The organism is Sorangium sp. So ce295 (assembly GCF_051527405.1).
Lineage (GTDB): Bacteria > Myxococcota_A > Polyangia > Polyangiales > Polyangiaceae > Sorangium > Sorangium cellulosum_B.
Window position 1 is genome coordinate 5,111,604 of the sequence record NZ_CP150324.1, and the last position, 23,427, is coordinate 5,135,030.

Genomic DNA, 23,427 nt, shown 5'->3' on the forward strand with positions numbered 1-23,427 from the left:
GCCTCCCCGCCTCCCTGTGAAAATTCTCCGGGTTTCAACGTGAATCGATGTTCTAGCGGAACTACGGGCCCGGCGGGGTCGTGCCGGCGTCCGCGGCCCCCGCGCGGCGAGGCTTCGCAGCACCGCCTGAGCCCCCGTCGCGGGGCGCGCCGGCGTCCACCGGCCTGGCGCCCGCGTCCACCGGCGCGTTGCCCGCGTCGGCCTCGGCGCCCGCGTCCGGCGGAGGCTGGTCGGGCGCAGCGGGAGGCGCGGGAGGCGCGGGCGCTGGCGGGAGCTCGCTCTCCCAGCACTCCGACTTCGGGGGCGCCGCGAAGTGGACCGTGCGCGACGCGGCGTCGCCCTTCCGGGTGACGAGCTTGTCGGTCTTGTACACGGTCGCGTTGCCGCACGCGTACTCCGCGGCGTCCTTCGACTCGCGCGCCACCACGCGCGTCCGGGGCGCGCGCTGGTTCTCGCACTGGGCCCACTCGATCTCGTACTCGGCGTCCTGATCGGAGAGGAGGATCCGGCTCGGCGGATCGTCCTTGGACCGGCGCCCGGTGAGCGTCGTCCGGGTGATCGGCTCCTTGCCCTCGCGCACCGTCAGCGTGACCGGGAAGCGAAGGCTCCCGCGCATGTGCGCGCGCGTCGCGCCGATCTCGAAATCGGGGCAGATCGGCTCCCCGTCGATCGGGGACGGCGTGGGCGGGCCGCCGCACGCGGCGCTGGCGAGGAAGCTGCCGAGGAAGAAGACGGCGAGGGGTCGGGCTCCGGGGCGGAGGTTCACGACGGGATTAGTCGTTTCCCCGGGTCCGCGCGTCAAGCGATCTTGGTCTTGCCCAGCTTCAGCACCCGATCGAAGTGCTCCTTCGAGACGGGCACCACGCTGAGCCGCGACCGCTTCAAGAGCGAGATCTCGGCCAGCGACTCGTCGCCGCGGATCGTGTCGAGGCTCACCTGCACCTTGAACGGCGCGACCGGCTCGATGTCCACCACGCTCCAGTCCTCGTCGGCGTCGGCCGTCGGATCCGGGTACGCCTCGCGCTTGACGCGCGCCACGCCCGCGACCGCCTTGCCCTCGCTCGAGTGATAGAAGAGCACGAGATCCCCCTGCTTCATGGCCCGCATGTTGTTGCGGGCCTCGAAGTTCCGGACGCCGTCCCACATCGTCTGGCCGTCGCGCACGAGCTGCGCGAACGAATATTTCTGTGGCTCGCTCTTCATCAGCCAGTAACGGCGAGACATGCACGATCTCCAGGGCAGGCGCGAGGGCGGCGCCGGCCTCGCCGTCGCGCTCTCATCCTCGACGGACAGCCCGTCGATTTGACCGGCTACCCTAGCACCGCCCGTTCAGTCGGTGATCACGATCTTGGCGCCGTCCGGCGTTCGACGCGCGATCTCGTCAATCTCGTCGTCGTCGAGGGCGATGCAGCCGAGCGTCCAGTCGCTCTCCTTGTGCACGCCGGCGAGCTGCGCGCTGCCGACGCCGTGGATGCCGATGCTGTGCCCGACGCCGCGGCCCGGCGGGACCTCGCCGCGCCGCTTGAGCTCGGCGAAGCGCGCGCGGTCTTCCTCGTTCGGGTAGCTGACGATCAGGAACCGATGGAACAGGCCGTTGATGCGACCCGCGACGCGGTACGTGCCGACGGGGGTGCGCCTGTCGCCCTCGTAGCGCTTGGGCCCCGGTCCGCCCGGCCCGAGGGCGACCCGGTAGGACCGGACGATCTTGCCGCCCGCGACGAGATCGAGCGTGTGCTCGCTCTTGTCGATCCGGATCTCGGTGACCGGCGGGGCACCGCCCCGGGCGGCGGTCAGGGAGGGGACCGTGTGGGTGAGGGAAGCGGCGAGCAACGCCGCGGCGAGGACGAGAGGGGGCCTGAGGAGCATGCCCGACCGTCGGCGCCGGGCTGGAGAGTGTGACGCCCGGCCGGGGCCTGCAGTATTCTCGATCGGGCGCGTCACACTCCGCGGCCGCGGCGCGATGCAGGGTCGATGAGCACGCCGATGACCACCGAGGACCGCACCCCCGCGACGAACCCCCTGGCAGAGCCGGGGCTCCGCCGAGCCCTCGAGGATTTCGTGCGGCGGCGCGTCCCGAGCGGCGAGGTCGACGACGTGGTGCAGACCGTCCTCTGCGACGCGCTCGCGTCGTCGGGGCGCCCGGCCGACCCGACGGAGCTCCGGCGCTGGCTCCTCGGGATCGCGCGCCACAAGGTGGCCGACCACCACCGGCGCTCGGCGCGGGAGGCCGCGACGGAGCTGCCCGACCTGCCGGTCGGACCGCCGCCCGTCGAGGCGCGCGAGCTGGCGCGCTGGGCGGAAGAGCAGGCCTCCGCGAGCCGCGACGCCCGGCAGACGCTGTCGTGGATGGCCCGGGAAGGGGAAGGCGAGAAGCTCGAGAACATCGCCGCCGAGGAGCAGGTGCCCGCCGCCCGGGTGCGGCAGCGCGTGTCGCGGATGCGGCGATGGATGCGGGAGCGCTGGATGGCCGAGCTCGCCGCGGTCGCGGCGCTGGCCATCCTCGCGATCATCGTCGCCCGGCTCCTGCGGTCGACGAGCGACGCGCCGTTGATCGCGCCCCTGCCCGAGCCGCAGCCGAGCGCGCCGCCCGACGGGCCTTCGCCGCCCATCGCGCCGCCCTCGCCGCTCGACGCGCTGGAGCGCGCGCGGTCGCTGCGGGCCGAGGCGCTGCGCGCCTGCGACGAAGCGGCCTTCCGCCGGTGCCTGGACCAGCTCGACGAGGCCGATCGGCTCGACCCGGCGGGCCGCGACGCGCCGGAGATCGCCGCGGCGCGCGAGCGCGCGCTCGAGGCGCTCCGCGCGCCGACGGAGAAGGCGCCGGCGCCCGTCAACGAGAAGCTCGACAAGAAGGACGAGAGCAACTCTCGCCCCGCGCCGAAGCCTCGCCCGAAGGTGGCGCCGCCGCCCGCACAGAAGCCCACCTCGTCGGTGCGCGCGGAGCAGATGCTCAAGGAACAGATGCTCAAGTCGAGGAAAGCAGCGCCGAAATCGAAGGTCGACGAGCTGGATTTCCCGTCGGGGAAACTCTAGCTGCTCGCGCCGAGGGGCGAACGACGCGCCGAGATCGAGCCGAACTCGACGGCTCGCCGTCGCCTCCGGAGCGGGGGGGCCGACGCGCTTCCGAGGGGGAGCGGCGCGCGCCGCCGTACGAATCCATCTCGCAGTTTCCGGCGTAGTCGTCTAAACACGCTGGCGCTCGGCGCCATCAACGACGCCAAGGAGAGGAGCCCAGGAGATGCGAACGACGAGATGGCTTGGAATGGCATTCGCAGTGTCGCTGCTCGCGGCGAGCGCCGGCTGCGCGGTTGAGCCCCAGCAGCAGACCGCGAAGGCGCCGGCACCGCCGCCCGCGCCGCCGCCGCCTGCGCCGCCTGCGCCGCCCCCTGACGCGGACGCGGACGGGGTGCTCGACGACGGCGCCGACAAGTGCGTCGCCGAGAAAGAGGACGGCCTGCCGCCCGACGCCAAGGACGGCTGCAAGTCGACCGACCCGGACGGAGACGGCTTCGTGGCCGATGCGGACAAGTGCCCGACCGAGGCCGAGGTCAAGAACGGCTACAAGGACGAGGACGGTTGTCCCGACGTCCCGCCGGTCGCGCTGGACGGCAACGAGGTGAAGCTCAACGAGAAGATCGCCTTTGTCGCCGGCAAGCCCGATATCGAGCCCGCCTCGCAGGGGCTCCTCGCGAACGTCGCGCAGATCCTCAAGGACCATCCGCAGATCCAGTTCGTCGAGGTCGCGGCCTACTCCGAGAAGGTCGGCAACGACGCCGCCACCGTGACGCTCACGAAGAAGCGCGCCGAGGCGGTGGTGAAGGCGCTCACCGCGCTCGGTGTCGAGAAGAACCGCGTGCGGGCCGCCGGCTACGGGGCGCACTGCGCGACCGATCCGGGCGAGACCGAGGAGGCGAAGGAGAAGAACCGCCGCGTCGAGATCAAGATCATGCGGCTCGACGGCAAGGACACCGGCGTCGAGCTCGCCTGCGCCGCGGTCGCCGCCAAGGGCCTCAAGCCGGCCGGCGTGCCCGCGACAGCGCCGAAGGGCCCCACGAAGGCCTCCGACCCGAAGCCGGTGGACCCGAAGGCCGCCGCCAAGCCCGCGGACGCGAAGCCCGCCGCAGCGCCTGCCGCACCGGCGCCCGCCGCCGCGCCGCCGGCTGCAGCGCAGCCCGCCGCCGCCGCGCCTGCCCCCGCCGCGCCCGCCGCGGCGAAGCCCGCGGACACGAAGCCGGCCGCGGCGAAGCCCGCGGACACGAAGCCGGCCGAGACGAAGCCCGCCAGCGTGAAGTAGGCGCTCGGCGCCGCGCGAGCGGGCAGGCTAGCGAGCCTGTCCGCGCGCGGCCGCGAGCAGGTTCGTGAGCGCCTCGCGCGCGGCCTGCCGGCGCTGCGGCTCGGGCAGCGCGCCCGGGCGCAGGCGCTCGATCTCGGCGCACAGCGCGGCGCGATCGCCGGCGAGAGGCGCGCCGCACGCGCCGTCTCCGGGGGCGTCGCGCGGCGCAGGCTCGCCGGCGAGCACGGCCGCCGCGGCCTCGATGAGGCGCGCGGTCGCCGCCGCGTCTTCGCTCGCGCCCCGGAAGCGGCCGACGAAGTCGGGCTGCTTCGAGAGCCGTGAGAGGACGTCCCAGCGCTGCTCGCGCACGGCGAGCTCCGTCGCGAAGAGCACGACCTTCAGGTTGCGGCCGAGGTCGGGGAGGGCGCGCGTCTCGCCATCGAGCGCCATCAGGTCGTCGACGACGCTCGCGTCGAGCGCCGCGGCCGCGCAGCGCACCGCGACGCTGAGCAGATCCGCGCGCAGCGCGGGGCCGAGCGAAGGAGCGCGGCCGAGAGCGCGCGCGGCGGCGAGCACGACGGGGCCGCAGTGCCCCTCGCGCCGCTGCCGCGCCAGCATCACGCCGGCGTCGTAGAGCCGGCCGCTCTGCCGCAGCGCCTCCACGGCGGCCGTGAACGCGTCGGGGTCGTACGTCCCCCGCTCCGCCGCCGTGAGGAAGCCGTCGAGGCTGCGCAGGGCAGGGCACGCGGCCGCGCTGCTCGCGCGCGCCCGTCGCTGGAGGTGCGGCAGCTTGCCGAGGACGTCGGCGATACGCAGCGAGAGCGCGAGCGGGTAGGCGTCGCAGGCGGGCTCCTCGTAGCCGCCGAGCTCGACCCTGGCCTCGGTGCACGCGAGCGGCCTGGCGACCGCGGCGAGCGAGCGCGCGGTCCTCGCGACGAGCGGGTCGAGCCCCTGGACAGCGGCGAGGCCGGCCGGGAGCGGATCGAGGAGCGCCGCGACTGCGGCGTCGTCGGCGTCCGGCGGCAGGAGGCCGCGGACGAGCGTCCAGAGGTCGCCGGCGAGGAACGGGTGACCGGCCTCGGCCGCGAGCTGGGCGTCGATCGCGAGCAGCGCGCGGGCGTCCCGGCCCCAGGCGAGCGGCTGGTCCGGGCGCAGCGCCCGCCGCCCGAGCCGGAGGCCGAACGAGAGCGCGGCGATCGCCCGGCGCGCCGCGGCGGTGCCGCGCTCGGCGTCGCCCTCGAGGAAGTGGTAGGCGGCCGCGAGCGCCGCGGCGCTGACGTAGGCGCGCGCCGCGTCCTCGTCGCTCCGGGGCGAGCCCTCGGGCGCGAGCGCCGCGGCGAGGGAGCCCTCGGGCTCGCCGCGGGTGCGGAGCCCGAGGCCGAGCTGGAAGCTGTTCGCCCCTTCGAGGAGCCCTGCGCCGTACGAGACGTCGAAGCTGAGCGAGAAGACGCGGGTCGCGGTCTTCTCCTCGTAGCGGTAGGTCATGCGCGGCACGCGCAGGCCGCGGGCGTCGGCGGCGGCGAGGACGCGGTCGAGGGCGTCGCGCGCCTCGGCGCGCCGGCCGCCGGCGAAGTCGCGCACGGCGCCGACGAGGGCGAGCACGTCGCCGGTGTCCGCCGCCTGGCAGGCGTCGTCGGACGCCTTGCTCATGGCGGCAGCGTACGCCGACGGATCCGGGGCAATGCCGGCCCGGGCCTTCGCGATCTCGCCGAGGTACGAGAGCGCCCAGGCGACCCGGCTGCCGCTGTCGTTCGCGAGCGCGATGGCGTCCGGCGACGGCGGCCCGCCCAGCACGGCGGCGCCGAGGAGCGAGGCGAGCAGCGCGAGATCGGCCTGGTCGCGCAGCCCGAGGGCCGAGAACGCGCGGGCGTAGCCGACGAACAGGCCCCGCAGATCGCCGCCGCCGCCGCCGTCGCGCGCGGCGGGGAGCGACGCGAGCGCGTCGAGCAGCGCGCCGCCGGCGGGGCCTCGTCCGACGCCGCCGCGCCGCGCCGGATCGTCGCGGAACGCCGCGGAGAGCCCGCGGAGCACCCGGCCGAGCGGGGCGCCGCTCCGCTCGGCGAAGCGCTCCGCGGTGGACGACTCGAGGAGCGCGCGGGCGAGCGCATAACCTCCGGTGAGCGCGTCGGCGAGGTCGTGGTCGACCCAGCCGGAGAGGCCCGCGGCGACGGCGGCCTCGGCGTCTGCGGTCGGGAGGGTGAAGCGCGGCGGAGCGACGCGCGCCGGCGCGCCGGCGGCGCGCGGCGGCGCCGAGAGGAGATCGATGGCGTCGGAGAGGAGCGTCACGAGGAGCCGCGCGCGGCGCGCCCACAGGCCGTCGCCCTGCCTGTACCGCGGCGCGAGCAGGATCCGCCGGCGGACGTCGCCGAGGCGCGCGAGGGCGCGCCGGGCCTCCGGGCTCGGCCCGCGCCCGGCGGCGCAGGCGGCCCCGGCCGGCGGCGGCTTGCGCGAGCGCTCGGTGAGGAGCACGGCGAGGACGCCGTCGGCCAGCGCGGTGACGTCCTCGACGAGCTCGGGCGGGGGCGCCTCCGCGGCGCCGGCGTCGGCATCGCCCGCCGCGAGCCCCGCGACGGCGCGCCGGAGCGCGTCGCGCGCCTGCCGGCGCTCCGGGGGGAGCCTGGCCGCGTCGGTCGCCTGCGGATCCAGCGCGCCGGCGGCGCCGAGCGCGGCGTAGCGGGAGAGGCTCGCGGCGAGCGCCGCGAGGCCGGGGTAGGGCAGCGCCGGGGCGGGCGCGAGCGCGCGCTCGATCTGCGCGGACGAGAACGCGAGATCCGGCGCCTGGCCGGAGGCCAGCCGGTACAGCGCGTCGGCGGCGTAGAGGCCGGCGACGCCCCAGCCGGCCTGCTCGGTGAGCTCGCCGCGGAGCTTGGCGGTGAGCGCGCCCTGCAGGGCGAGGAAGTGCGGGGGCTGCACCTCGGGCGGGTACGCCATGCCCGCGAAGACGCCGGCGAGCGCCGCGCCGAGGACGGCCTCCGGGTCGTGCGCCTCGGCCATGCGGCGCTGCACGGCGATCTGCGTGAGGTCGACGATGGCGTCGCGGAGCGGCTCGTCGGCGAGCACCCCGGGGCTGTAGGCGAGGGGGATCAGCGCGAGCGCGCGGTAGCGGCGCGGCTCGGCCTCCGCGAGGGCACGCAGCGCGGCGAGGTGCGCGAGGCCGAGCTCGGTGGCGCGGCGGTGGACGGCGCTCCCCGCCTGGCTCGCGGCGGGCGCGGGGCCGCGCTCGTGGAGCAGGCTGGGCGCGAGGGCCCACGTGGTGCTCGTCTGGTCGACGGCGCGGACGAGCGCCTCGTAGCGCGGCAGCCATGCGTCGAGCGGGAGGCGCCGTCCCGGCGACGCCGCGGTGCTCGCGGGCGCGGCGGGCGCAGCGGCAGGATCGCCCTGGGCGAGGGCGCCGGCGAGCGCCGCGGCGAACACGAGGTCGCGCGGACCTTCCATGGGCGGCGCGACGTCCCGACCGCAGCCGGGGGCCTTGCCGAGCAGGTCGTCGAGCGCGGCGCGCCGGTCCGCGGGGACGGCCCGCAGCACGGCCGCGCCGTGGGCGCGCCACGCGGCGCGGCCGTCCCGGGCCGTGCGCACGCGGAGGAGGTCGCCGTAAGGCGTGTCGCCCGGCGCGGGCGGCGGGTCCAGCCGGGGGGCCGAGGGCGTGCCGGTCGCGTCGTCCTCGGCCTCCTCGAGCGCGACCCCGGCGGTCGCGAGCAGCTGCAGCGCGTAGCGGCCGCGCAGGATCGGCTCGTCGTTCGGGTCGCGCCCCTTCATCGCGGCCGCGAGGGCGTCGGCCGCGGCCGCGGCCTCGACGTAGCGGAAGCGGCCGGCGGCGCCGAAGGCGCGGCGGACGAGCGCGGCGAGCGCGATGTCGTCCGCGACCCGCGAGAGCGACGCGTCGCCGCGCGCGATCGGCGCGAGGCCGGCCATGAACGGCGCGAGCGGATCGGCCGGAAAGAGCTGGACGGCGCCGTGGCGGGCGCGCGCGTGGACGAGGTGCTCGTACCCGAGGGCCTCGCCGAGCGCGAGGAGCAGCGCGTCCGCGCCCAGGGCCCCGGGGGGCGGCAGCGGCGCGGCGCGGATCCATTTCGCCTCCGCCGCGGCCGCAGGCGCTCGCGCGGTCGCCGTGGCCTCTGCGCCCGCCTCGACGATGACCGCGGCCCGCGGCGCGCGCCCGGCGCGCCGGTCGAGGTCGCGGAGCAAGAGCGCCCAAGGGTCGTCGGCGTCCCGGGCGGTGCGGGCAGCGACGTACCCGAGGGCGAGGTCGCGCGGGGGCCGGCCCTCCGCGAGGGCCGCGGCGAGGGCGCGTTCACACGCGTCGAGGTGCGCAGGATCGCACTGCGCGGTCGCCGGGGGCGTGGCGCCCGGGGAGGCCGCGCCGCCGCAGCCAGCGGCGAGCAGCGCGAGGAGCAGCGCGGAGCAGAGCGGGAGAGCGCGCGGCGAGGAGGACACGCGATCGTGCAGCATGACGCGCGCGCGACCTTACACGAAACCACCCCTGTCTTCCTGCCCCCGGAGCGCCGTGCTACGCGCGCGATATGCGACGGGCTTCGGAGCGACGAGGTGCCGGCGGCGCGGGGGGCGGCGGGAGCGCCGGTTGCGGGGCGCGCGGCGCCTCCGCGGCGCTCGGGCTCGCGATCCTCGCGCTCTCGGCGTGCAGCGAGGGCGAAGGCGGGTATGCCGGGACGACCGCGCGCGTCGGCAAGGACACAGAGACGATCTACATCAACAACGGCAGCGAGCCCGAGTACCTGGATCCAGGAAAATCCAACGACTCGGCGAGCTCCACGCTCGTGCAGCAGATGTTCGAGGGGCTGACGACCTACGGCGCCGGCGACCTCCGCCCGGTGCAGGGGGTCGCGACCCACTGGGAGCAGAGCGACGACAACCGGCTCTTCCGGTTTCACCTGCGGCCGGAGGCGCGCTGGTCCGACGGCAAGCCGGTGACGGCGCACGACTTCGAGTACGCGTGGAAGCGCGTGCTGCGCCCCTCCACCGCCTCGCTCGCCGCGACGAACCTCTACGTCCTCAAGAACGGCGAGCTGTTCAGCCTCGGCAAGCTCAAGGCGCTGCGCGAGGCCGCGCCGCTCCGCGCGGCCCCCCGGCCCGACGCGCCATCCGCGCTCGATCTGCCGAAGGGGGCGTTCGTCGTGGTGCTGGCGCGCTCGCCGATCCAGGTGGACACCGCGATCGCGCCCCTCGCGGCGCTGCCGGAGGGCTCCGCCGCCGTGACCTTCGCGAAGGGCGACGCGAAGGGCGGCGCGAGCGATCGGCTCTCGTTCGGCGCGGCAGGGGGCGGCGCGGCAGGGGGCGGCGCGGCAGGGGGCGGCGCGGCAGGAGGCGACGCGGCCGCTGGCGGCGCGGCGCCGCTCGGCTCGGCGCCCGGCGGCGGCTGGCAGGGCGCCGTCGTCGACATCGTCCGCGTGGGCCCGCCGTGCAAATGCAATGGCGCCGCCGACCGGTGGTTCGAGATCGAGCGGGGCGGCGCGCGCGGCTTCCTCCCGGGCTGCGCGCTCGTCCCCCCCGCGGGCAACGCCGGCAACCCGGGCAAGGAGAGCGCGGGCGGCGCGCCCCGGTCGGAGGCGTACGCCGTCGTCACGCCGCACACGAGCCTCCCCACGTACGACGCCGCGGCGCCGCCCTCCGGCAGCGCCGCGCAGGGCGAGCCCCCCGTGGGCTTCGTGCCCGACGCGCTCCTCGTGGAGGACGACAGGGCTGTCGGCGTCCGGGCGAGCGACGACCATACGCTCGACGTGCAGCTGGAACAGCCCACGCCCTACTTCACCGATCTCACGAGCTACGTGACGCTCTTCCCCGTGCGCAAGGACGTGATCGAGGCGTTCGAGAAGCGCGGCGAGCCCGAGCTCTGGTTCCGCCCCGAGAACATCGTGGTCAACGGCCCTTACACGCTCGATGAGTGGAAGTTCCGTTACGAGATCACGATGAAGCGGAATCCGATGTACTGGAACCGCGACAAGCTGAAGATCCACCGCGTCGTGTGGCTGGAGGTCGAGCTCTACAATGCCACGATGAACATCTACAAGGCGGGGGATCTCGACTACCTGGGCGACAACACCTCGCTCCCCGCCGAGCACATGGACTGGCTGTCGACCAAGCGGGATTTCCAGCGGTATCCGTACCTCTCCATCTACTGGTTCGAGTTCAACACGAAGAAGCCGCCGGTCGACGACGCCCGCGTCCGCTGGGCGCTCAACCTCGCTGTCGACAAGCGGCAGATCGTCGAGAAGGTCACGCGGGCGGGGCAGACGCCGGCCACGCACTACGTCCCGGACTACACCGGATCGGGCTACGACGAGGCGGTCGCCGAGGACAGGAAGCTCGGGGTCGATCCGTTCTCGTCGCCGGAGGTCGCGTTCAACCCGGAGCGCGCCCGCGCGATGCTCGCCGAGGCAGGGTACGAGGTCGTCCAGGAGGGCGACGGGTACCGGGCGAAGAACTTCCCGGCGCTCGAGCTCCTCTACAACACGAGCGAGGGCCACAAGCAGATCGCTGTCGCGGTCCAGGACATGTGGAAGCGCCACCTCGGCGTCTCGGTCACGCTGCGGAACGAGGAGTGGAAGGTGATGCTCAAGAACGTGCGCGACGGTCACTACCAGGTCGTGCGGTTCGGCTGGATCGGCGAGTACAACCACCCGGCGACGTGGCTCGGCACGCTGCTCTCGTACAGCCCGCAGAACCGGACGGGATGGGCCGACCAGGAGTTCGACGATCTGATGCGCGCCGCCGCGGCGACGGCCGATCCGAAGGAGAGCATCCGGGCGTTCCGCAAGGCGGAGAAGCGGGCCCTCGACCGCATGCCCAAGCTGCCGCTCTACTTCTACACGAAGTCGACGCTGGTGAAGCCGTGGGTCAAGGGGTTCAAGGGCAACTCGCGCGGCGTGCAGCTCGTGAAGTGGCTGTGGAACGACCCGAGCTGGCGCGACAACCCGTCGAACCAGACCGCGTTTCCGGAGCTCGAGTTCCCGGCGCCGGGGCGGCTGGGCGCGCCCTGACGGCGCCGCTGGGCCGGCTGGCCGCGCCCCGAGGTCCCCGTTGACGCGCCGGCCTGTGCCGTGGCCTCATCGACGGGAGCGCGGCATAGACCCTCTCGGGAGAACGACATGAGCAAGACGATCCTGGTCACCGGAGGCGCGGGCTACATCGGCTCGCACACCTGCGTGGAGCTCCTCCACGCGGGCTACCGGGTGGTGATCCTCGACAACCTCTGCAACAGCCGCAAGGCGGCGGTGGAGCGGGTGGAGCGGATCGCCGGGAAGCAGGTGACGTTCATCCAGGGCGACATCCGCGACGCGGCGCTCCTGGATCGGCTGCTCGCCGAGCACCCGATCGACGCGACCATCCACTTCGCGGGGCTGAAGGCCGTCGGCGAGTCGGTCGAGAAGCCGCTCTCGTACTACGAGAACAACGTCGCAGGCACCGTGTGCCTGCTCCAGGCGCTCGACGCGCGGGGCGCGCGGAAGCTGGTGTTCAGCTCGTCCGCCACCGTGTATGGCGATCCCGAGCGCGTGCCGCTCGACGAGGGGAGCCGGCTCGGACCGACCAACCCCTACGGGCAGTCCAAGTTCATGGTGGAGCAGATCCTGCGCGACGTGGCGGCCACCGGGGGCTGGTCGCTCGGGTCGCTGCGTTACTTCAACCCCGTGGGCGCCCACGAGAGCGGGCTCATCGGGGAGGATCCGAACGGGATCCCGAACAACCTGACGCCGTTCATCACGCAGGTCCTCGTGGGGCGGCGCGACAAGCTCCGGGTGTTCGGGGGCGACTGGCCGACGCCGGACGGCACGGGCGTGCGCGACTACATTCACGTGGTCGACCTCGCGCTCGGGCACCTCGCCGCGCTGAACCGCATCTTCACCGTCGGCGACAGCTTCACCGTCAACCTCGGCACCGGGCGGGGGCACTCGGTGCTGGAGATGGTGGCCGCGTTCGAGAAGGTCAGCGGGAGGCGCGTCGCCCACGAGATCGTGCCGCGCCGCCCCGGGGACGTCGCCTCGGTGTACGCGGACCCCGCGCGCGCGATCGAGCTGCTCGGCTGGCGCGCGGAGCGCGATCTCGAGACCATGTGCCGCGACAGCTGGCGCTGGCAAGAGCAGAACCCGAAGGGGTTCGCCGATTAGGGCCGCGGATCTGAGGCGCGATAGAGCGCTCCTGCTCGCGGCCCTCTCGTGCCTGCTCGCGGCCTGCGCGGGCGAGACCGAGGGCTACGTCGGGACGACGTCGCGCGTCGGCAAGGACGTCACGACGTTCTACGTCAACAACGGCGACGAGCCGGAGTACCTCGATCCCGGCAAGGCCGTGGACTCCGTGAGCATCACGCTGCTCCACCAGATGTTCGAGGGGCTGACCAGCTACGCGCCCGGCGATCTCCACGCCACGCAGGGGGTCGCGGCGCGCTGGGAGCGGAGCGACGACAACCGGCTCTTCCGGTTCCACCTGCGGCCGGAGGCGCGCTGGTCGGACGGCAAGCCGGTGACGGCGCACGACTTCGAGTACGCGTGGAAGCGCGTGCTGCGCCCGTCGACGGCCTCGCTCGCCGCGACGAATCTGCACGTCCTCAAGAACGGCGAGCTCTTCAACCTGGGCAAGCTCAAGGCGCTGCGCGAGGGCGCGACGCTGCGCCGCGCGCCTCGTCCCGACGCGCCGCCCGCGCTCGATCTGCCCAGAGGAGCCTTCGTCGTCGTGCTCGGCCACTCGCCCGCCCGGGTGACGTCGGCGGTGGCGCCCCTGCCGGCGCCGCCCACCGGGGTGACCTCGGTGACGTACGCCGAGCCCGACGAGGCGACCGGCGCCGGCGAGCGGCTCTCGTTCGACGCGGCCGGCGCGACCCCGCCGCCCGCGCCGCGCGAAGCCACCCCGGGCGGCGGGTGGCGGGGCGCCGAGGTCGCGCTCCTCGCGGCCGGGCCGCCGGTCGCCTGCAATGGCGCGGCCGACCGCTGGTTCGAGATCGAGGGGCCAGCGGGCCGCGGCTTCCTCCCGGGCTGCCTGCTTGCGCCCGTGGAGGCCGCCGCGTACGCGCTGGTCGCGCCCCACGCGAGCCTCCCGACGTACGACCCCGCCGCGGCCCCAGGCGCTCGCGCCGCGCCGCCTTCCGGTTCCAGCGGGGCGACCGGGTTCGTCGCCACGTCTTTGCTCGTGGAGGACGACACCGCCGTGGGCGTGCGGGCCCGCGACGACCTGACCCTCGACGTCGAGCTCGAGCAGCCGGCGCCGTACTTCACCGATCTCACGAGCTTCGTCACCCTGTTCCCGGTGCGCCGCGACGTCGTCGAGCCGTTCGAGGCGCGGGGCGAGCCGGAGCTCTGGTTTCGCCCCGAGAACATGGTGGTCAACGGGCCCTATCGGCTCGACGAGTGGAAGTTCCGGTACGAGATCACGATGAACCGGAACCCGGCGTACTGGGGCCACGACGCGCTCAGGATCCACCGGATCGTCTGGATGGAGATCGCCCAGCACAACGCCACCCTGCAGCTCTACAAGGCGGGGGACATCGACTACCTGGGAGACAACTGCGAGCTCCCGTACGACCACCGCAGCTGGCTGTCCGGGAAGAAGGATCTCCGGCGCACCGAGTTCCTCTCCACGGTGTATTACGAGCTCAACACGAGGAAGCCGCCGGTCGACGATCCGCGCGTCCGGTGGGCGCTGAACCTCGCGATCGACAAGCGGGAGCTCGTCGAGAAGATCACGCGGCTCGGGAAGCCGGCGACCCACTACGTGCCCGACATCACGGGATCCGGCTACGCCGAGCAGGCGGCGGAGGACAGGGCGCGCGGCGTGGATCCGTTCTCGAGCCCCGAGGTCGGCCACGACCCGGCGCGCGCCCGCGCGCTGCTCGCCGAGGCCGGGTACGAGGTCGCCCGCGAGGGAGACGAGCTGCGGGCGAAGGGGTTTCCGCCGCTCGAGATCCTCTACAACACGGGGGAGGGGCACGCGCAGGTCGCCGTGGCCATCCAGGACATGTGGAAGCGCCACCTCGGGGTCTCCGCGACGCTGCGCAGCGAGGAGTGGCGGGTGATGCTCAAGGACCTCCGCGACGGCAACTTCCAGGTGATCCGGCTGGGCTGGCTGGCCGACTACAACCATCCGCAGACGTGGCTCGGGACGTTCCTGTCGCAGAGCCCCCAGAACCGGACCGGCTGGGCAGACGCGGAGTTCGACAAGGCGGTCGGCGAGGCGGCCGCGACGGCCGATCCCAGGGACAGCATCCGGCGCTTCCGGGCGGCCGAGCGGCGGGCGCTCGACGGGATGAGCAGGATACCGCTCTACTTCGAGGAGAAGCCGACCCTGGTGAAGCCGTGGGTGAGGGGGTTCATCCCCAACGCGCGGAACACGCAGCTCATCAAATGGCTCTGGATCGACCCGGACTGGCAGAAGCAGAAGGAGGGACCGGCCGGAGAGCCGCCGCCCGTGCTGGAGTTGCCGCCGCCGGGGCGGCTCGGGGGGTCATGACGGGCGCGCACAGCCTCCTCACCGACGCCTCGATCGGCGCCACGCACGTGCTCCTCTGGGGCGCCCGCGCCGCGGTCGAGATCCGCTGTCCAGGCCCCGGCGTGCTGCGCGTGCGCCACGCCCCCTCGTCCGCCGCGACCAGCTTCACGCACCCCGAGCTGCCCCCCAAACACTCCTTCGCCGTGGTGGCAGACGGCGCGCTGCCGCTCTCCGCGCGCCGCGAGGGGGACACGCTCCACGTGAGCGCCGAGGGCGCCTCTCTCGAGATCTCGCTCGCCGCGGGCACATGGATCTTCAGCGACGCCGCGGGCCGCATCCTCGCGCGCAGCGAGGCCGTCTCGGGGCAGGTCCGGCCGGCGTTCCCCGTCGACGAGCTCCGGTCCAGGCTCTCGCTCGCGGCGCCGCCGGGCGAGGCCTACCTCGGGTTCGGCGAGAAGGTCGGCCCGCTCGACAAGCGCGGCCTGCGATTCACCTTCTGGAACACCGACGCTTTCCCGCCGCACGTGGAGTCCGACCCGCTCTACGCCTCGATCCCTTTCTTCATCGCCCTCCGCGGCGGGGTGGCCTGGGGCCTCTTCCTCGACGAGCCGTGGCGCTCGGAGGTCGATATCGCCCTGAACGACCCGACCCGCATCGAATGGGAGTCGCGGGGCCCCGAGCTCGACGTCTACCTCCTGGCCGGCCCGCACCCGGCCGACGTCCTCCGGCGCTACGCCGCGCTCACCGGTCGCCCGGCCATGCCGCCCCTCTGGAGCCTCGGGGCGCACCAGTCGCGCTGGGGCTACGAGACCGAGGACGACGTGCGCGGCGTCGTCCGCGGCTACCGATCGCGCGGCCTCCCCCTCGACGTTGTCCACCTCGATATCGATTACATGGATGCTTATCGCGTCTGGACCTGGGACCGCTCGCGCTTCCCCGACCCGGCGCGGCTCGCGCGCGAGCTCGCGGCCGAGGGCGTCAAGCTGGTGACGATCGTCGACCCGGGGATCAAGGCCGACGAGGGATATGCCGTCTACGAGGAGGCGAGGGCGCGAGACTACCTCGTCCGGCTGCCGCGCGGCGGCCCCCTCGTGGGAGAGGTCTGGCCCGATCCGGCGGTCTTCCCCGATCTCACGCGCGAGGAGGTGCAGCGCTGGTGGGGTGATCTGCAAAAGCCGTTCGTCGACGCGGGCATCGCCGGCATCTGGAACGACATGAACGAGCCGGCGTGCTTCTCCGTCCGCCCCGACAGGGGCCTGCCGGCGCCGAGCGGCGGGCGCACCGCGGGCCTCGGCGCCATCGAGGGCAGCACGCTCCCCGACGACGCGCGCCACGGCGCCCGGCGCCACCTCGAGGTCCACAACGTCTATGGACTCGGCATGTCGCGGGCCGCCCACGAGGGCCTCGCGCGCCACGCGCCGGAGCGGCGCCCCTTCGTGCTGACGCGGGCCGCCTTCGCCGGCATCCAGCGCTACGCCGCGGTGTGGACGGGCGACTTCGCCAGCAACTTCACCCACCTGGAAGCATCCATCCCGATGCTGATCGGCCTCGGCCTCTCGGGCGTGCCGTTCGTGGGCGCGGACATCCCGGGCTTCACGGGGCGCGCGAACGGCGAGCTGCTCGTGCGCTGGATGCAGGCGGGGCTGTTCTATCCGCTGATGCGCAACCACGCGGCGAGGGGCAGGCCGGCGCAGGAGCCCTGGCGCTTCGGCGAGCCGTACCTCGGCCTCGCGCGCGCGGCGCTCGAGCGGCGTTACCGGATCCTGCCGACCCTGTACACGCTCATGTACGAGGCGACGGAGACGGGGATACCGGTCCTCCGGCCGCTGTCCTTCGCGGCGCCGGGCGACCCCGAGGCGCTCCACGCGTTCGATCAGCTCCTGTTCGGCGGCGATCTGCTCGTGGCGCCGGTGGTGCGGCCAGGGCAGTCGAAGCGGCTCGTGTACCTGCCCGCCGGCGCATGGATGGACTTCGCGAACCTGGAGCGCGCGGGGAGCGTGGACCAGGGCGGGCGCCACGTGATCGCCGATGCGCCGCTCGGGGTGGTCCCCGTGTGGCTGCGCGCCGGAGGCGCGGTGGCGCTCACCGCGCCTCGGATGCACACGACGAGCGCCAGCTGGGAGGAGATCACATGGCACGTCCACGCGGCGGAGCGCGTGAGCGGCCGCCTCCATGAGGACGAGGGCGACGGCCACGGCGCGTCGCGCGCCACCCGGATCGAGGGCGGCCTCGACGGCGCCACGTTCGCGATCGAGCGCAGCGCGACAGGCGATCTGCCGCTCGCGCGCGAGGTGGAGACGATCCGCCTCCACGGCGTGCCGGCGCCGCGCTCCGTGGTCGGGGCCAGGTCCCACCGCGCGATCGACGGGGGCGTCGAGATCGAGGTCGCGGCCGACTGGCAGCGGATTGAATTCAAGGTGTCCTGATCGCGGCGGCGCTGCGCGCCGGGGCGGTCAGCGGTGCTTCATCACCCAGTCGATCGCCAGCCGCACCCGCGTGGAGAGCAGCCGCCGCGACGGGTACACCGCGAAGAGCTCGCGTGGCTCGACCGTGCGCCCCGTGATCGTGAGCTCGACGAGCGCCTTGCCCTGCTGCTCGATCACCTCGCGGGGCGCGCAGACCACGCCGAGCCCCTGCGCCGCGGCGGCGATCGCCACCCGCGGATCGTTCACGCAGAGCTGCGCGCGCGGCCGGACCTCCTCGATGGATCCGTCCCGCCGGCGAAGGCGCCATGCGGCGCCGGGGTGGCTCAGGACCGCGGGCACGGACCCGAGCGACGCGCGCGCGAGCCGCGAGCGGCCCTCGAGGGCGTCCCGCACGAGGCGCGGCGACGCGGCCAGCGCGTACGGGAGCGACCACAGGCGCCGCGCCACGAGGTCGGCGTCCTGAACGGGCCCGGCGCGGAAGGCGAGATCGATGCCCTCCTCGACCAGGGGGACGACCGCGTTCGTGAGCGTGAGCTCCAGCGACAGGCGCGGGTGCCGGGCGGCGAAGGAGAACAGCGCCGGCGCGATCCGCTGCGCGCCCGTCATCACGGGCGCTGTCACCCGGAGCCTGCCCGCGGGCTCGTCCTCTCGATCCGCGGCCCGGTCGAGGACCGAGCCGAGCTCGTCGAGCAGCGGCCCGGCGCGCTCGATCAGCCGCGCGCCCTCGCCGGTGAGGCCGACCCGGCGTGAGGTGCGCTGGAGCAGCCGCACCCCCAGCGCCTCCTCCAGCTGCGCCACCCGGCGGCTCACGGTGCTCGTGGGCACCCCCGTGCGGCGCGCCGCCTCCACGAAGCTCAGGTGGTGAGCGACGACGGCGAAGAGGCGCACGTCCTCGAGGGAGATCATCCCGCTCATGGGACGGAGCATGCCACAGCATCCCATGGTTCGCCCGAGGCGCGCGCGCTACGCCTCGCTCATGGACCTTCAAGATCAGCATGTCGTCGTCATCGGTGGCTCGTCGGGCATCGGTCTCGGCGTGGCCAGAGCCTGCCTCGAGCGCGGCGCGTCTCTGACCCTCGTGAGCCGCTCGCGCGAGCGCCTCGCGGGCGCCGCGGCCGAGCTCGGGGAGCTGCGCCGGGTGCGCACCTTCGCGGCCGACGCGACGCAGGAGGCCGAGGTGCGGAGTCTGTTCAACGAGCATCCGCCGGCGCGCCATGTGGTCGTGACGGCGGTGGAGGCGCATTATCAGCCGATTCGCGCGCTGGACATCGCCGCGGCGCGCCGCGTGATCGACGCGAAGCTCGTCGCGGCCCTCCACGTCGCCAAGCACGCGCGGATCGAGCCGGGCGGCTCGCTCACGTTCACGGCCGGGATCGCGGCGGAGCGGCCGGGGCCCGGCGGGGCGGTCGTGGCCGCGGTGAACGGCGCGCTCATGGCGCTCGTGCGCGCCCTGGCCGTGGAGCTCGCGCCGGTGCGCGTGAACGCGCTGTCGCCGGGCTGGGTCGACACGCCGGTCTGGGACTCCCTCGCGGGCGGCGCCAAGCAGGAGCGCTTCGCGCAGCACGCGCGCCGCCTCCCGGTCGGGCGCGTCGGCGCGCCCGCGGACATCGCCCATGCCGCGCTCTTCCTCATGGGAAACGGGTTCACCACGGGCGAGGTGCTGCGCGTCGACGGGGGACACCGCCTCGTCTGAGCCTGAGCCCGCCCAGGGTGGTGGCCGGATTCGACAGGTGCGCGACGCGAGCGCAACACGAGCGCAACACGAAACAAGAGACGGCAAGCGAGAGAAGCAAGAAAACCGCGGGGAGCGAGGGACGCGCGCCGCAGCCGCCGCCTGGCCCATCGAACAAGGCATGTTCCCCGCGCTTGCCGCAGCACTTGCGGCAACGCTTCACCACGCGATCGCCATGAGACGTGGTTGACAAAAGCCGCGAAATATGGTTGTTCTTCTGCTCCCTAGGAGTGCACCATGTACGCTCGTTCTTTCTTTCTTCTGACCTTCGCAGCGGTAGCCCTGGCGTGCTCTTCGACGCCCGACGAGAGCAGCGGCCCGACCTCCGGGTCCGGCGGCAGCAGCGGGACGCCCGCGAGCAGCGGCGGGACGCCGACGAGCGGCGTTAGCAGCTCGACCGGCGATGACTTCGGGACCATCACGGGGGGCAACACGAGCGCCGGCGCAGGCGGCGCAGGCGGCAGCGATTGCAAGAGCGTCCTCGATGTCACGTATCGCGACTTCAAGGAAACGCACCCCGACTTCGAGATGCCCACCTTCAGGGGCGACGAGCCCCGCCGCAAGCTCATCGAGCCGACGCTCGACGGCGATCGGAAGCCGGTGTTCCTCGACTCGGTAGGCTGCTTCGCAGACAGGGAGACCCAGCTGGGCTGCAGGGACGGGGTCGGCACCCAGAAAACCATCACGAGCGAGGAATCCTTCAACCAGTGGTACCGGGACGTGCCGGGCGTGAACATGACGTTCACCAAGGAGCTCGCGCTCGAGGAATCGCCGCCCGGATCGGGGCAGTTCGTGTTCGAGAGCGCGGCGTTCTTCCCGCTGGCGCCGGACGAGGGGTTCGGGATCTCCCCGGCAGGCAGGGACCGGAACTTCCTCTTCACCACCGAGATCCACCTGATGTTTGGCTACGTCGCCGGTCAGAAGTTCACTTTCGTTGGCGACGACGACATCTGGATCTTCATCAACGGCAAGCTCGCGGTCGACCTCGGGAGCATGCACGGGCCGGAGACAGGCATCATCGACTTCGACGCCATGGCCGACGACCTCGGTATCTTCCCGGGCAACAACTACGCGATGGATATCTTCCACGCGGAGCGCCACACCGACGGGTCGAACTTCCGCGTCACGACCAACATCTCCTGCTTCGTGCCCGTCGACATCCCGCTGTGAGGCGTCCGGGCTCGCCCCGCGCCCTCTCGCAGGCGTGAGCCCGACATCCATCTTGGCGTCTCATGGCGCCTTGGCGGTTCCATCCTTCCTGCGAGGTGGGGGAATCCCCCCCACCGCCCGGATTCAGACGTCGAGCGCGATGTTGTTGGGGTTGGCGGCGTCGATCTTGACCGGCACGACCAGGCCCGGCTGCACGCGCGGGATCGCCATCTGATGGATGACCGCGAGGATGGCCGCGCGGTAGGGCGGCGCGTTCGGGCGATACACCTCGAGGTCGACCCGGCACTGCGGCTGGTAGTTGATCATCGTGCCGGTGGGCTGGACGACGAGCACGCGGGCCTGCGCGGGCAGGCCCGTCATGCGCAGGTTGGCCGCCGCCGTCTGGGCCTGGATCATCTCGTTCGCGCCCGCGAGCATCTTGTTCGCGTTCTTCATCATGGGCAGAAAGACGGTGACGAACACCACGGCCATGACGCCCAGCACGACGAGGGTGATCACGATTCCTAAGAGGGGACCGGCGATCGACATGGGAGCCTCCACACGACTGCGTTGACGGGCCGGCGGTCGGCAGAGCGTGAGGGAGGACCCCGAGCTGCGCGTCGCGCCGGCGAGGGAGCGACCGATGCCACGGGGCTCCTCCGCGATCACAGGGGAGCACGAAAGGGCGCCAGCGACAATCCTGCGGAGCGCGCCGCCGTCGCCGTGGCCTGGCCGCGGGAGAGGTGCGGCGATCGAAAAGGAGGCCAGATCCACCGAAAGCGCCGCCAGTGCCGCGCTCCTCGGGCGGTGACAGGCTCCTCTCCCATGAACGATGACAGGAGGAATGGCCGATGACCAACCGCGTTGAGCCACTCAACTTCAGCGACGAAGCGCACTGGACCGCCATGGCGGCCAGCTACGAGCGCTGGGCCGAGCCGTTGACGGCGGGCTTCGCGCGCGCGGCGCTGTCGCTGGCGGGCGGGATCGGGCACGGCGAGCGCGTGCTCGACGTCGCCGCAGGGACGGGCGCCCTGGCGCTGGCCGCGGCCGAGGCGGGCGCGCGCGTGCTCGCGACCGATCTCTCGCGCGGCATGGCGGCGCGCCTGCGCGAGCGACTGCAGCCCTTCGCCGGGAGCGAGGCGCGGGTGATGGACGGGCAGGCGCTGGACGTGGAGGACGCGACGTTCGATGTGAGCTGCTCCATGTTCGGCGTCATGATGTTCCCCGACTGGCGCCGCGGCATGGCCGAGCTCGTCCGCGCGACCCGGCCCGGGGGCCGGGTCGTCGTGGCGGCCTGGTCGAGCGCGGAGGGGGCAGGCCCGGCGCCGCTCTTCCTGCAGGCCTATCGCCGCACCTTCCCGGAGGCGCCGATCCAGCCGCCGCCCCAGGGCATGACGGTGCTGTGCTCAGTGGAGGGCCTGAAGGCCGAGATGCTCGGGGCCGGGTGCGGCGAGGTCGCCGTGCACGCGGTCGAAGGCGCATGGGGCGGAGCTTCGGTGGACCACGTCATGGCGGATCTCGACGAGATCCTGCGCTTCATGCCCCTCTACGTCGCGCTGGACGGCGATGGGCGCGCTCGGCTACGCGGACCGCTGCGGGCCGCCATCGCGTCCTTCGCCGAACCTGGCGGGGCCGTGCGTGTCCCCGTGACGGCGAACATCGCGATCGGCCGCAAACCCCGCTGACCGAGGAACGCAGCGCGGCCCGTCCTGTCGGATCGCGCTGCATTCCTTCTCGACGCGACGCCTGACGGGCCGCGCAGCTGTCCACGGGGAAGGGCACCCCTGGCCGGCGCCGAGCCCGGCGCGGTCACCGGGTGAGCTTCACGACGATCATCGATTCCTTCTCACCGGGGCTCGAGATCGGTCCGGCGCCAAAATCGATCGTGCCCTTGAGCTTCCCGACGGCGACCAGCGCTCCGTTGGGGCCGAGAGCGATATGGGTTAGCCCTCCGTACTCGGACGGCTCGAACGCGACGTTGCAGAAGTCATCGCCGCTCGGGTCGAGCCCGGCGACGAACATGCCCACGAGCTGCGTGGTGAGCGGACCGCAACCGAGGTCCGTGCCATCGAGGTAGGTGCCGGCGAGCCACGTGTTGCCGGCGGCGTCGGTGGCGAGCGCCTGCGCTCTCGCGGAGCTCCTGGCGAACATCGCGGAGCCGCTGGCGGAGAGCCTGCTCACGGACACGCTGTTCCCGTCGCCCGTCAGGGTGGTGTCGCCGACCGAGAACGTCGTGAAGAAGGAGCCGAGCGTGACAACGCCGCCTGCCCCGTCCATGACCGTTGCGAGGTGATCGTCACCATCGACGCCGCCGAGCCTCTGGCTCCATCGGTGCTCGCCGTCTGGATCGAGCGAGGCGACGAAGATGTCGGCCGGCCCGTTCTCCCCCGAAGGCCCTGCGACGTGGAGCGGGCCGCCGCCGAAGTCGATGACGTCATGGAAGCTCCCCCCGAGGGTGGTATTCCCCGCCGCATCCATCGTGAGGGTCTCGGCGCTCGCGCCTCCCGGCCCGCCGAAGCTCCTGCTCCAGAGGTGGCCGCCCGACGCATCGAGCCTGGCGGCGAAGGCTTTCAGCGCTGCTGTCGCGTCGGCCAAGGGCCCGCCGCCGAGATCCATGGTTCGCCCGTAGTCACCTGCGACGACGACGCCGCCCGCCGGATGGAAGCCGACGCTGCGGACCGCCACGGACACCGCTCCGAAGTGCTTGCTCCAGACGTGCTGTCCCGAAGCGTCGAGCACGACGACGAAGCCGCTCGAGTCCCCCTCGTTCGTCACGGGGCCGCCGCCGAGATCCGTCGTTCCACCGAATCGGCCCCCGATCGCGATGTTCCCCGACGCGTCGGTCGCGATGGCCAACCCGACCTGGGCCTCGATCACGGAGGAGAGATCGCCGAACCGCCGGCTCCAGAGGTGGTTGCCGACCGGATCGAGCTTGAGGACGAACGCGTCGATATTGCCCGTGCCCACGAGAGGACCGCCCCCGAAGTCGACGGTGCCATCGAAGCCTCCCGTCACAAGGATGTTCCCGTCGGCGTCGACGGCGAGGGCGTAGGGCTCAACGTTGTCGAACTGGCGAGCGAAATCGAGCGCGAGGCACCCCGCATCACACACGGGAGCGCTGCCGCCGGTGCCGCTGCTGCTGGTGTTGCTGCTGCTGGCGTTGCTGCTGCTGCTACCAGCGCCGCCTTCCCCTGCCTCCGGGCCGGTCCCAGACGTCGCTTCCCCGTCGTCCACGCTGACGTTGACGCTGCATCCGAGCGTGGCCAGCACAGCCGCCAGAGAAAGATGCCTCAAGCAAGACGCTCTTCCGTTCATCGCTGCCTCCCTCGCCGCGACGATATCATCGCTCGAGGCGGAGCACGGATGAGGCGATTGGGAAAGCCGGAACCCGACGCCGGTGCGCGCGAGTGACGCGCCTC

At 73.4% G+C, this 23,427-nt stretch carries 16 protein-coding genes; 9 read left to right on the forward strand and 7 right to left on the reverse strand.

The window, feature by feature from the left end:
• Positions 1–61 precede the first annotated feature (61 nt).
• From WMF11_RS19320 to WMF11_RS19330, 3 genes are all read right to left on the reverse strand, one after another.
• On the reverse strand, positions 62–766 hold the full coding sequence (locus tag WMF11_RS19320; RefSeq protein ID WP_437978502.1) for a hypothetical protein: 705 nt from the start codon (positions 764–766) through the stop codon (positions 62–64).
• A gap of 32 nt (positions 767–798) precedes the next feature.
• Entirely contained in the window at positions 799–1,224 is a 426-nt protein-coding gene (locus tag WMF11_RS19325) for an EVE domain-containing protein (protein WP_437282361.1), read from the reverse strand.
• A 105-nt stretch (positions 1,225–1,329) separates the two neighbouring features.
• Positions 1,330–1,866: a L,D-transpeptidase family protein gene (locus WMF11_RS19330; RefSeq protein WP_437978503.1), complete on the reverse strand. Its 537-nt coding sequence runs from the start codon at positions 1,864–1,866 to the stop codon at positions 1,330–1,332.
• Positions 1,867–1,971: 105 nt separating this feature from the next.
• Here WMF11_RS19330 and WMF11_RS19335 point away from each other — a divergent pair, with 105 nt between their 5' ends.
• Both WMF11_RS19335 and WMF11_RS19340 read left to right on the forward strand, forming a co-directional pair.
• Complete coding sequence (locus tag WMF11_RS19335; RefSeq protein ID WP_437978504.1) at positions 1,972–3,030, forward strand: RNA polymerase sigma factor; 1,059 nt, start codon at positions 1,972–1,974, stop codon at positions 3,028–3,030.
• Positions 3,031–3,259: 229 nt separating this feature from the next.
• Entirely contained in the window at positions 3,260–4,291 is a 1,032-nt protein-coding gene (locus WMF11_RS19340) for an OmpA family protein (protein WP_437978505.1), read from the forward strand.
• Between the two features lie 27 nt (positions 4,292–4,318).
• On the opposite strand, the gene WMF11_RS19345 is transcribed toward WMF11_RS19340, so the two are convergent.
• A complete protein-coding gene (locus tag WMF11_RS19345; protein WP_437978506.1) occupies positions 4,319–8,719 on the reverse strand; it encodes a hypothetical protein in 4,401 nt (1,466 codons plus the stop codon).
• A 71-nt stretch (positions 8,720–8,790) separates the two neighbouring features.
• On the opposite strand from WMF11_RS19345, the gene WMF11_RS19350 reads away from it, so the two are divergent.
• The 4 genes from WMF11_RS19350 to WMF11_RS19365 all read left to right on the forward strand — a co-directional run bounded on the left by WMF11_RS19350 (position 8,791) and on the right by WMF11_RS19365 (position 17,127).
• Positions 8,791–11,265, forward strand: coding sequence for an ABC transporter substrate-binding protein (locus WMF11_RS19350; RefSeq protein ID WP_437978507.1), 2,475 nt, complete (start codon positions 8,791–8,793; stop codon positions 11,263–11,265).
• 108 nt (positions 11,266–11,373) lie between these two features.
• A complete protein-coding gene (gene galE, locus WMF11_RS19355; RefSeq protein WP_437978508.1) occupies positions 11,374–12,390 on the forward strand; it encodes a UDP-glucose 4-epimerase GalE in 1,017 nt (338 codons plus the stop codon).
• Between the two features lie 187 nt (positions 12,391–12,577).
• The gene (locus tag WMF11_RS19360; RefSeq protein WP_437978509.1) at positions 12,578–14,722 is read left to right on the forward strand and encodes a peptide ABC transporter substrate-binding protein; all 2,145 of its coding nucleotides are present in this window, start codon (positions 12,578–12,580) and stop codon (positions 14,720–14,722) included.
• Positions 14,719–17,127, forward strand: coding sequence for a glycoside hydrolase family 31 protein (locus WMF11_RS19365; protein WP_437978510.1), 2,409 nt, complete (start codon positions 14,719–14,721; stop codon positions 17,125–17,127). Before WMF11_RS19360 ends, WMF11_RS19365 begins: the two co-directional genes overlap by 4 nt.
• A 27-nt stretch (positions 17,128–17,154) precedes the next feature.
• Here WMF11_RS19365 and WMF11_RS19370 read toward each other — a convergent pair whose 3' ends face one another.
• Positions 17,155–18,042, reverse strand: coding sequence for a LysR family transcriptional regulator (locus WMF11_RS19370; protein ID WP_437978511.1), 888 nt, complete (start codon positions 18,040–18,042; stop codon positions 17,155–17,157).
• A 61-nt stretch (positions 18,043–18,103) separates the two neighbouring features.
• On the opposite strand from WMF11_RS19370, the gene WMF11_RS19375 reads away from it, so the two are divergent.
• On the forward strand, positions 18,104–18,820 hold the full coding sequence (locus WMF11_RS19375; RefSeq protein WP_437978512.1) for an SDR family oxidoreductase: 717 nt from the start codon (positions 18,104–18,106) through the stop codon (positions 18,818–18,820).
• Positions 18,821–19,096: 276 nt separating this feature from the next.
• A complete protein-coding gene (locus WMF11_RS19380) occupies positions 19,097–20,029 on the forward strand; it encodes a fibro-slime domain-containing protein (RefSeq protein WP_437978513.1) in 933 nt (310 codons plus the stop codon).
• Positions 20,030–20,152: 123 nt separating this feature from the next.
• Here WMF11_RS19380 and WMF11_RS19385 read toward each other — a convergent pair whose 3' ends face one another.
• Positions 20,153–20,557, reverse strand: a complete 405-nt coding sequence (locus tag WMF11_RS19385; protein WP_437553661.1) for a hypothetical protein — start codon at positions 20,555–20,557, stop codon at positions 20,153–20,155.
• 302 nt (positions 20,558–20,859) lie between these two features.
• Here WMF11_RS19385 and WMF11_RS19390 point away from each other — a divergent pair, with 302 nt between their 5' ends.
• Complete coding sequence (locus tag WMF11_RS19390) at positions 20,860–21,693, forward strand: class I SAM-dependent methyltransferase (RefSeq protein WP_437978514.1); 834 nt, start codon at positions 20,860–20,862, stop codon at positions 21,691–21,693.
• A gap of 124 nt (positions 21,694–21,817) precedes the next feature.
• Here WMF11_RS19390 and WMF11_RS19395 read toward each other — a convergent pair whose 3' ends face one another.
• Positions 21,818–23,302, reverse strand: a complete 1,485-nt coding sequence (locus WMF11_RS19395; protein ID WP_437978515.1) for a hypothetical protein — start codon at positions 23,300–23,302, stop codon at positions 21,818–21,820.
• Positions 23,303–23,427: the final 125 nt, after the last annotated feature.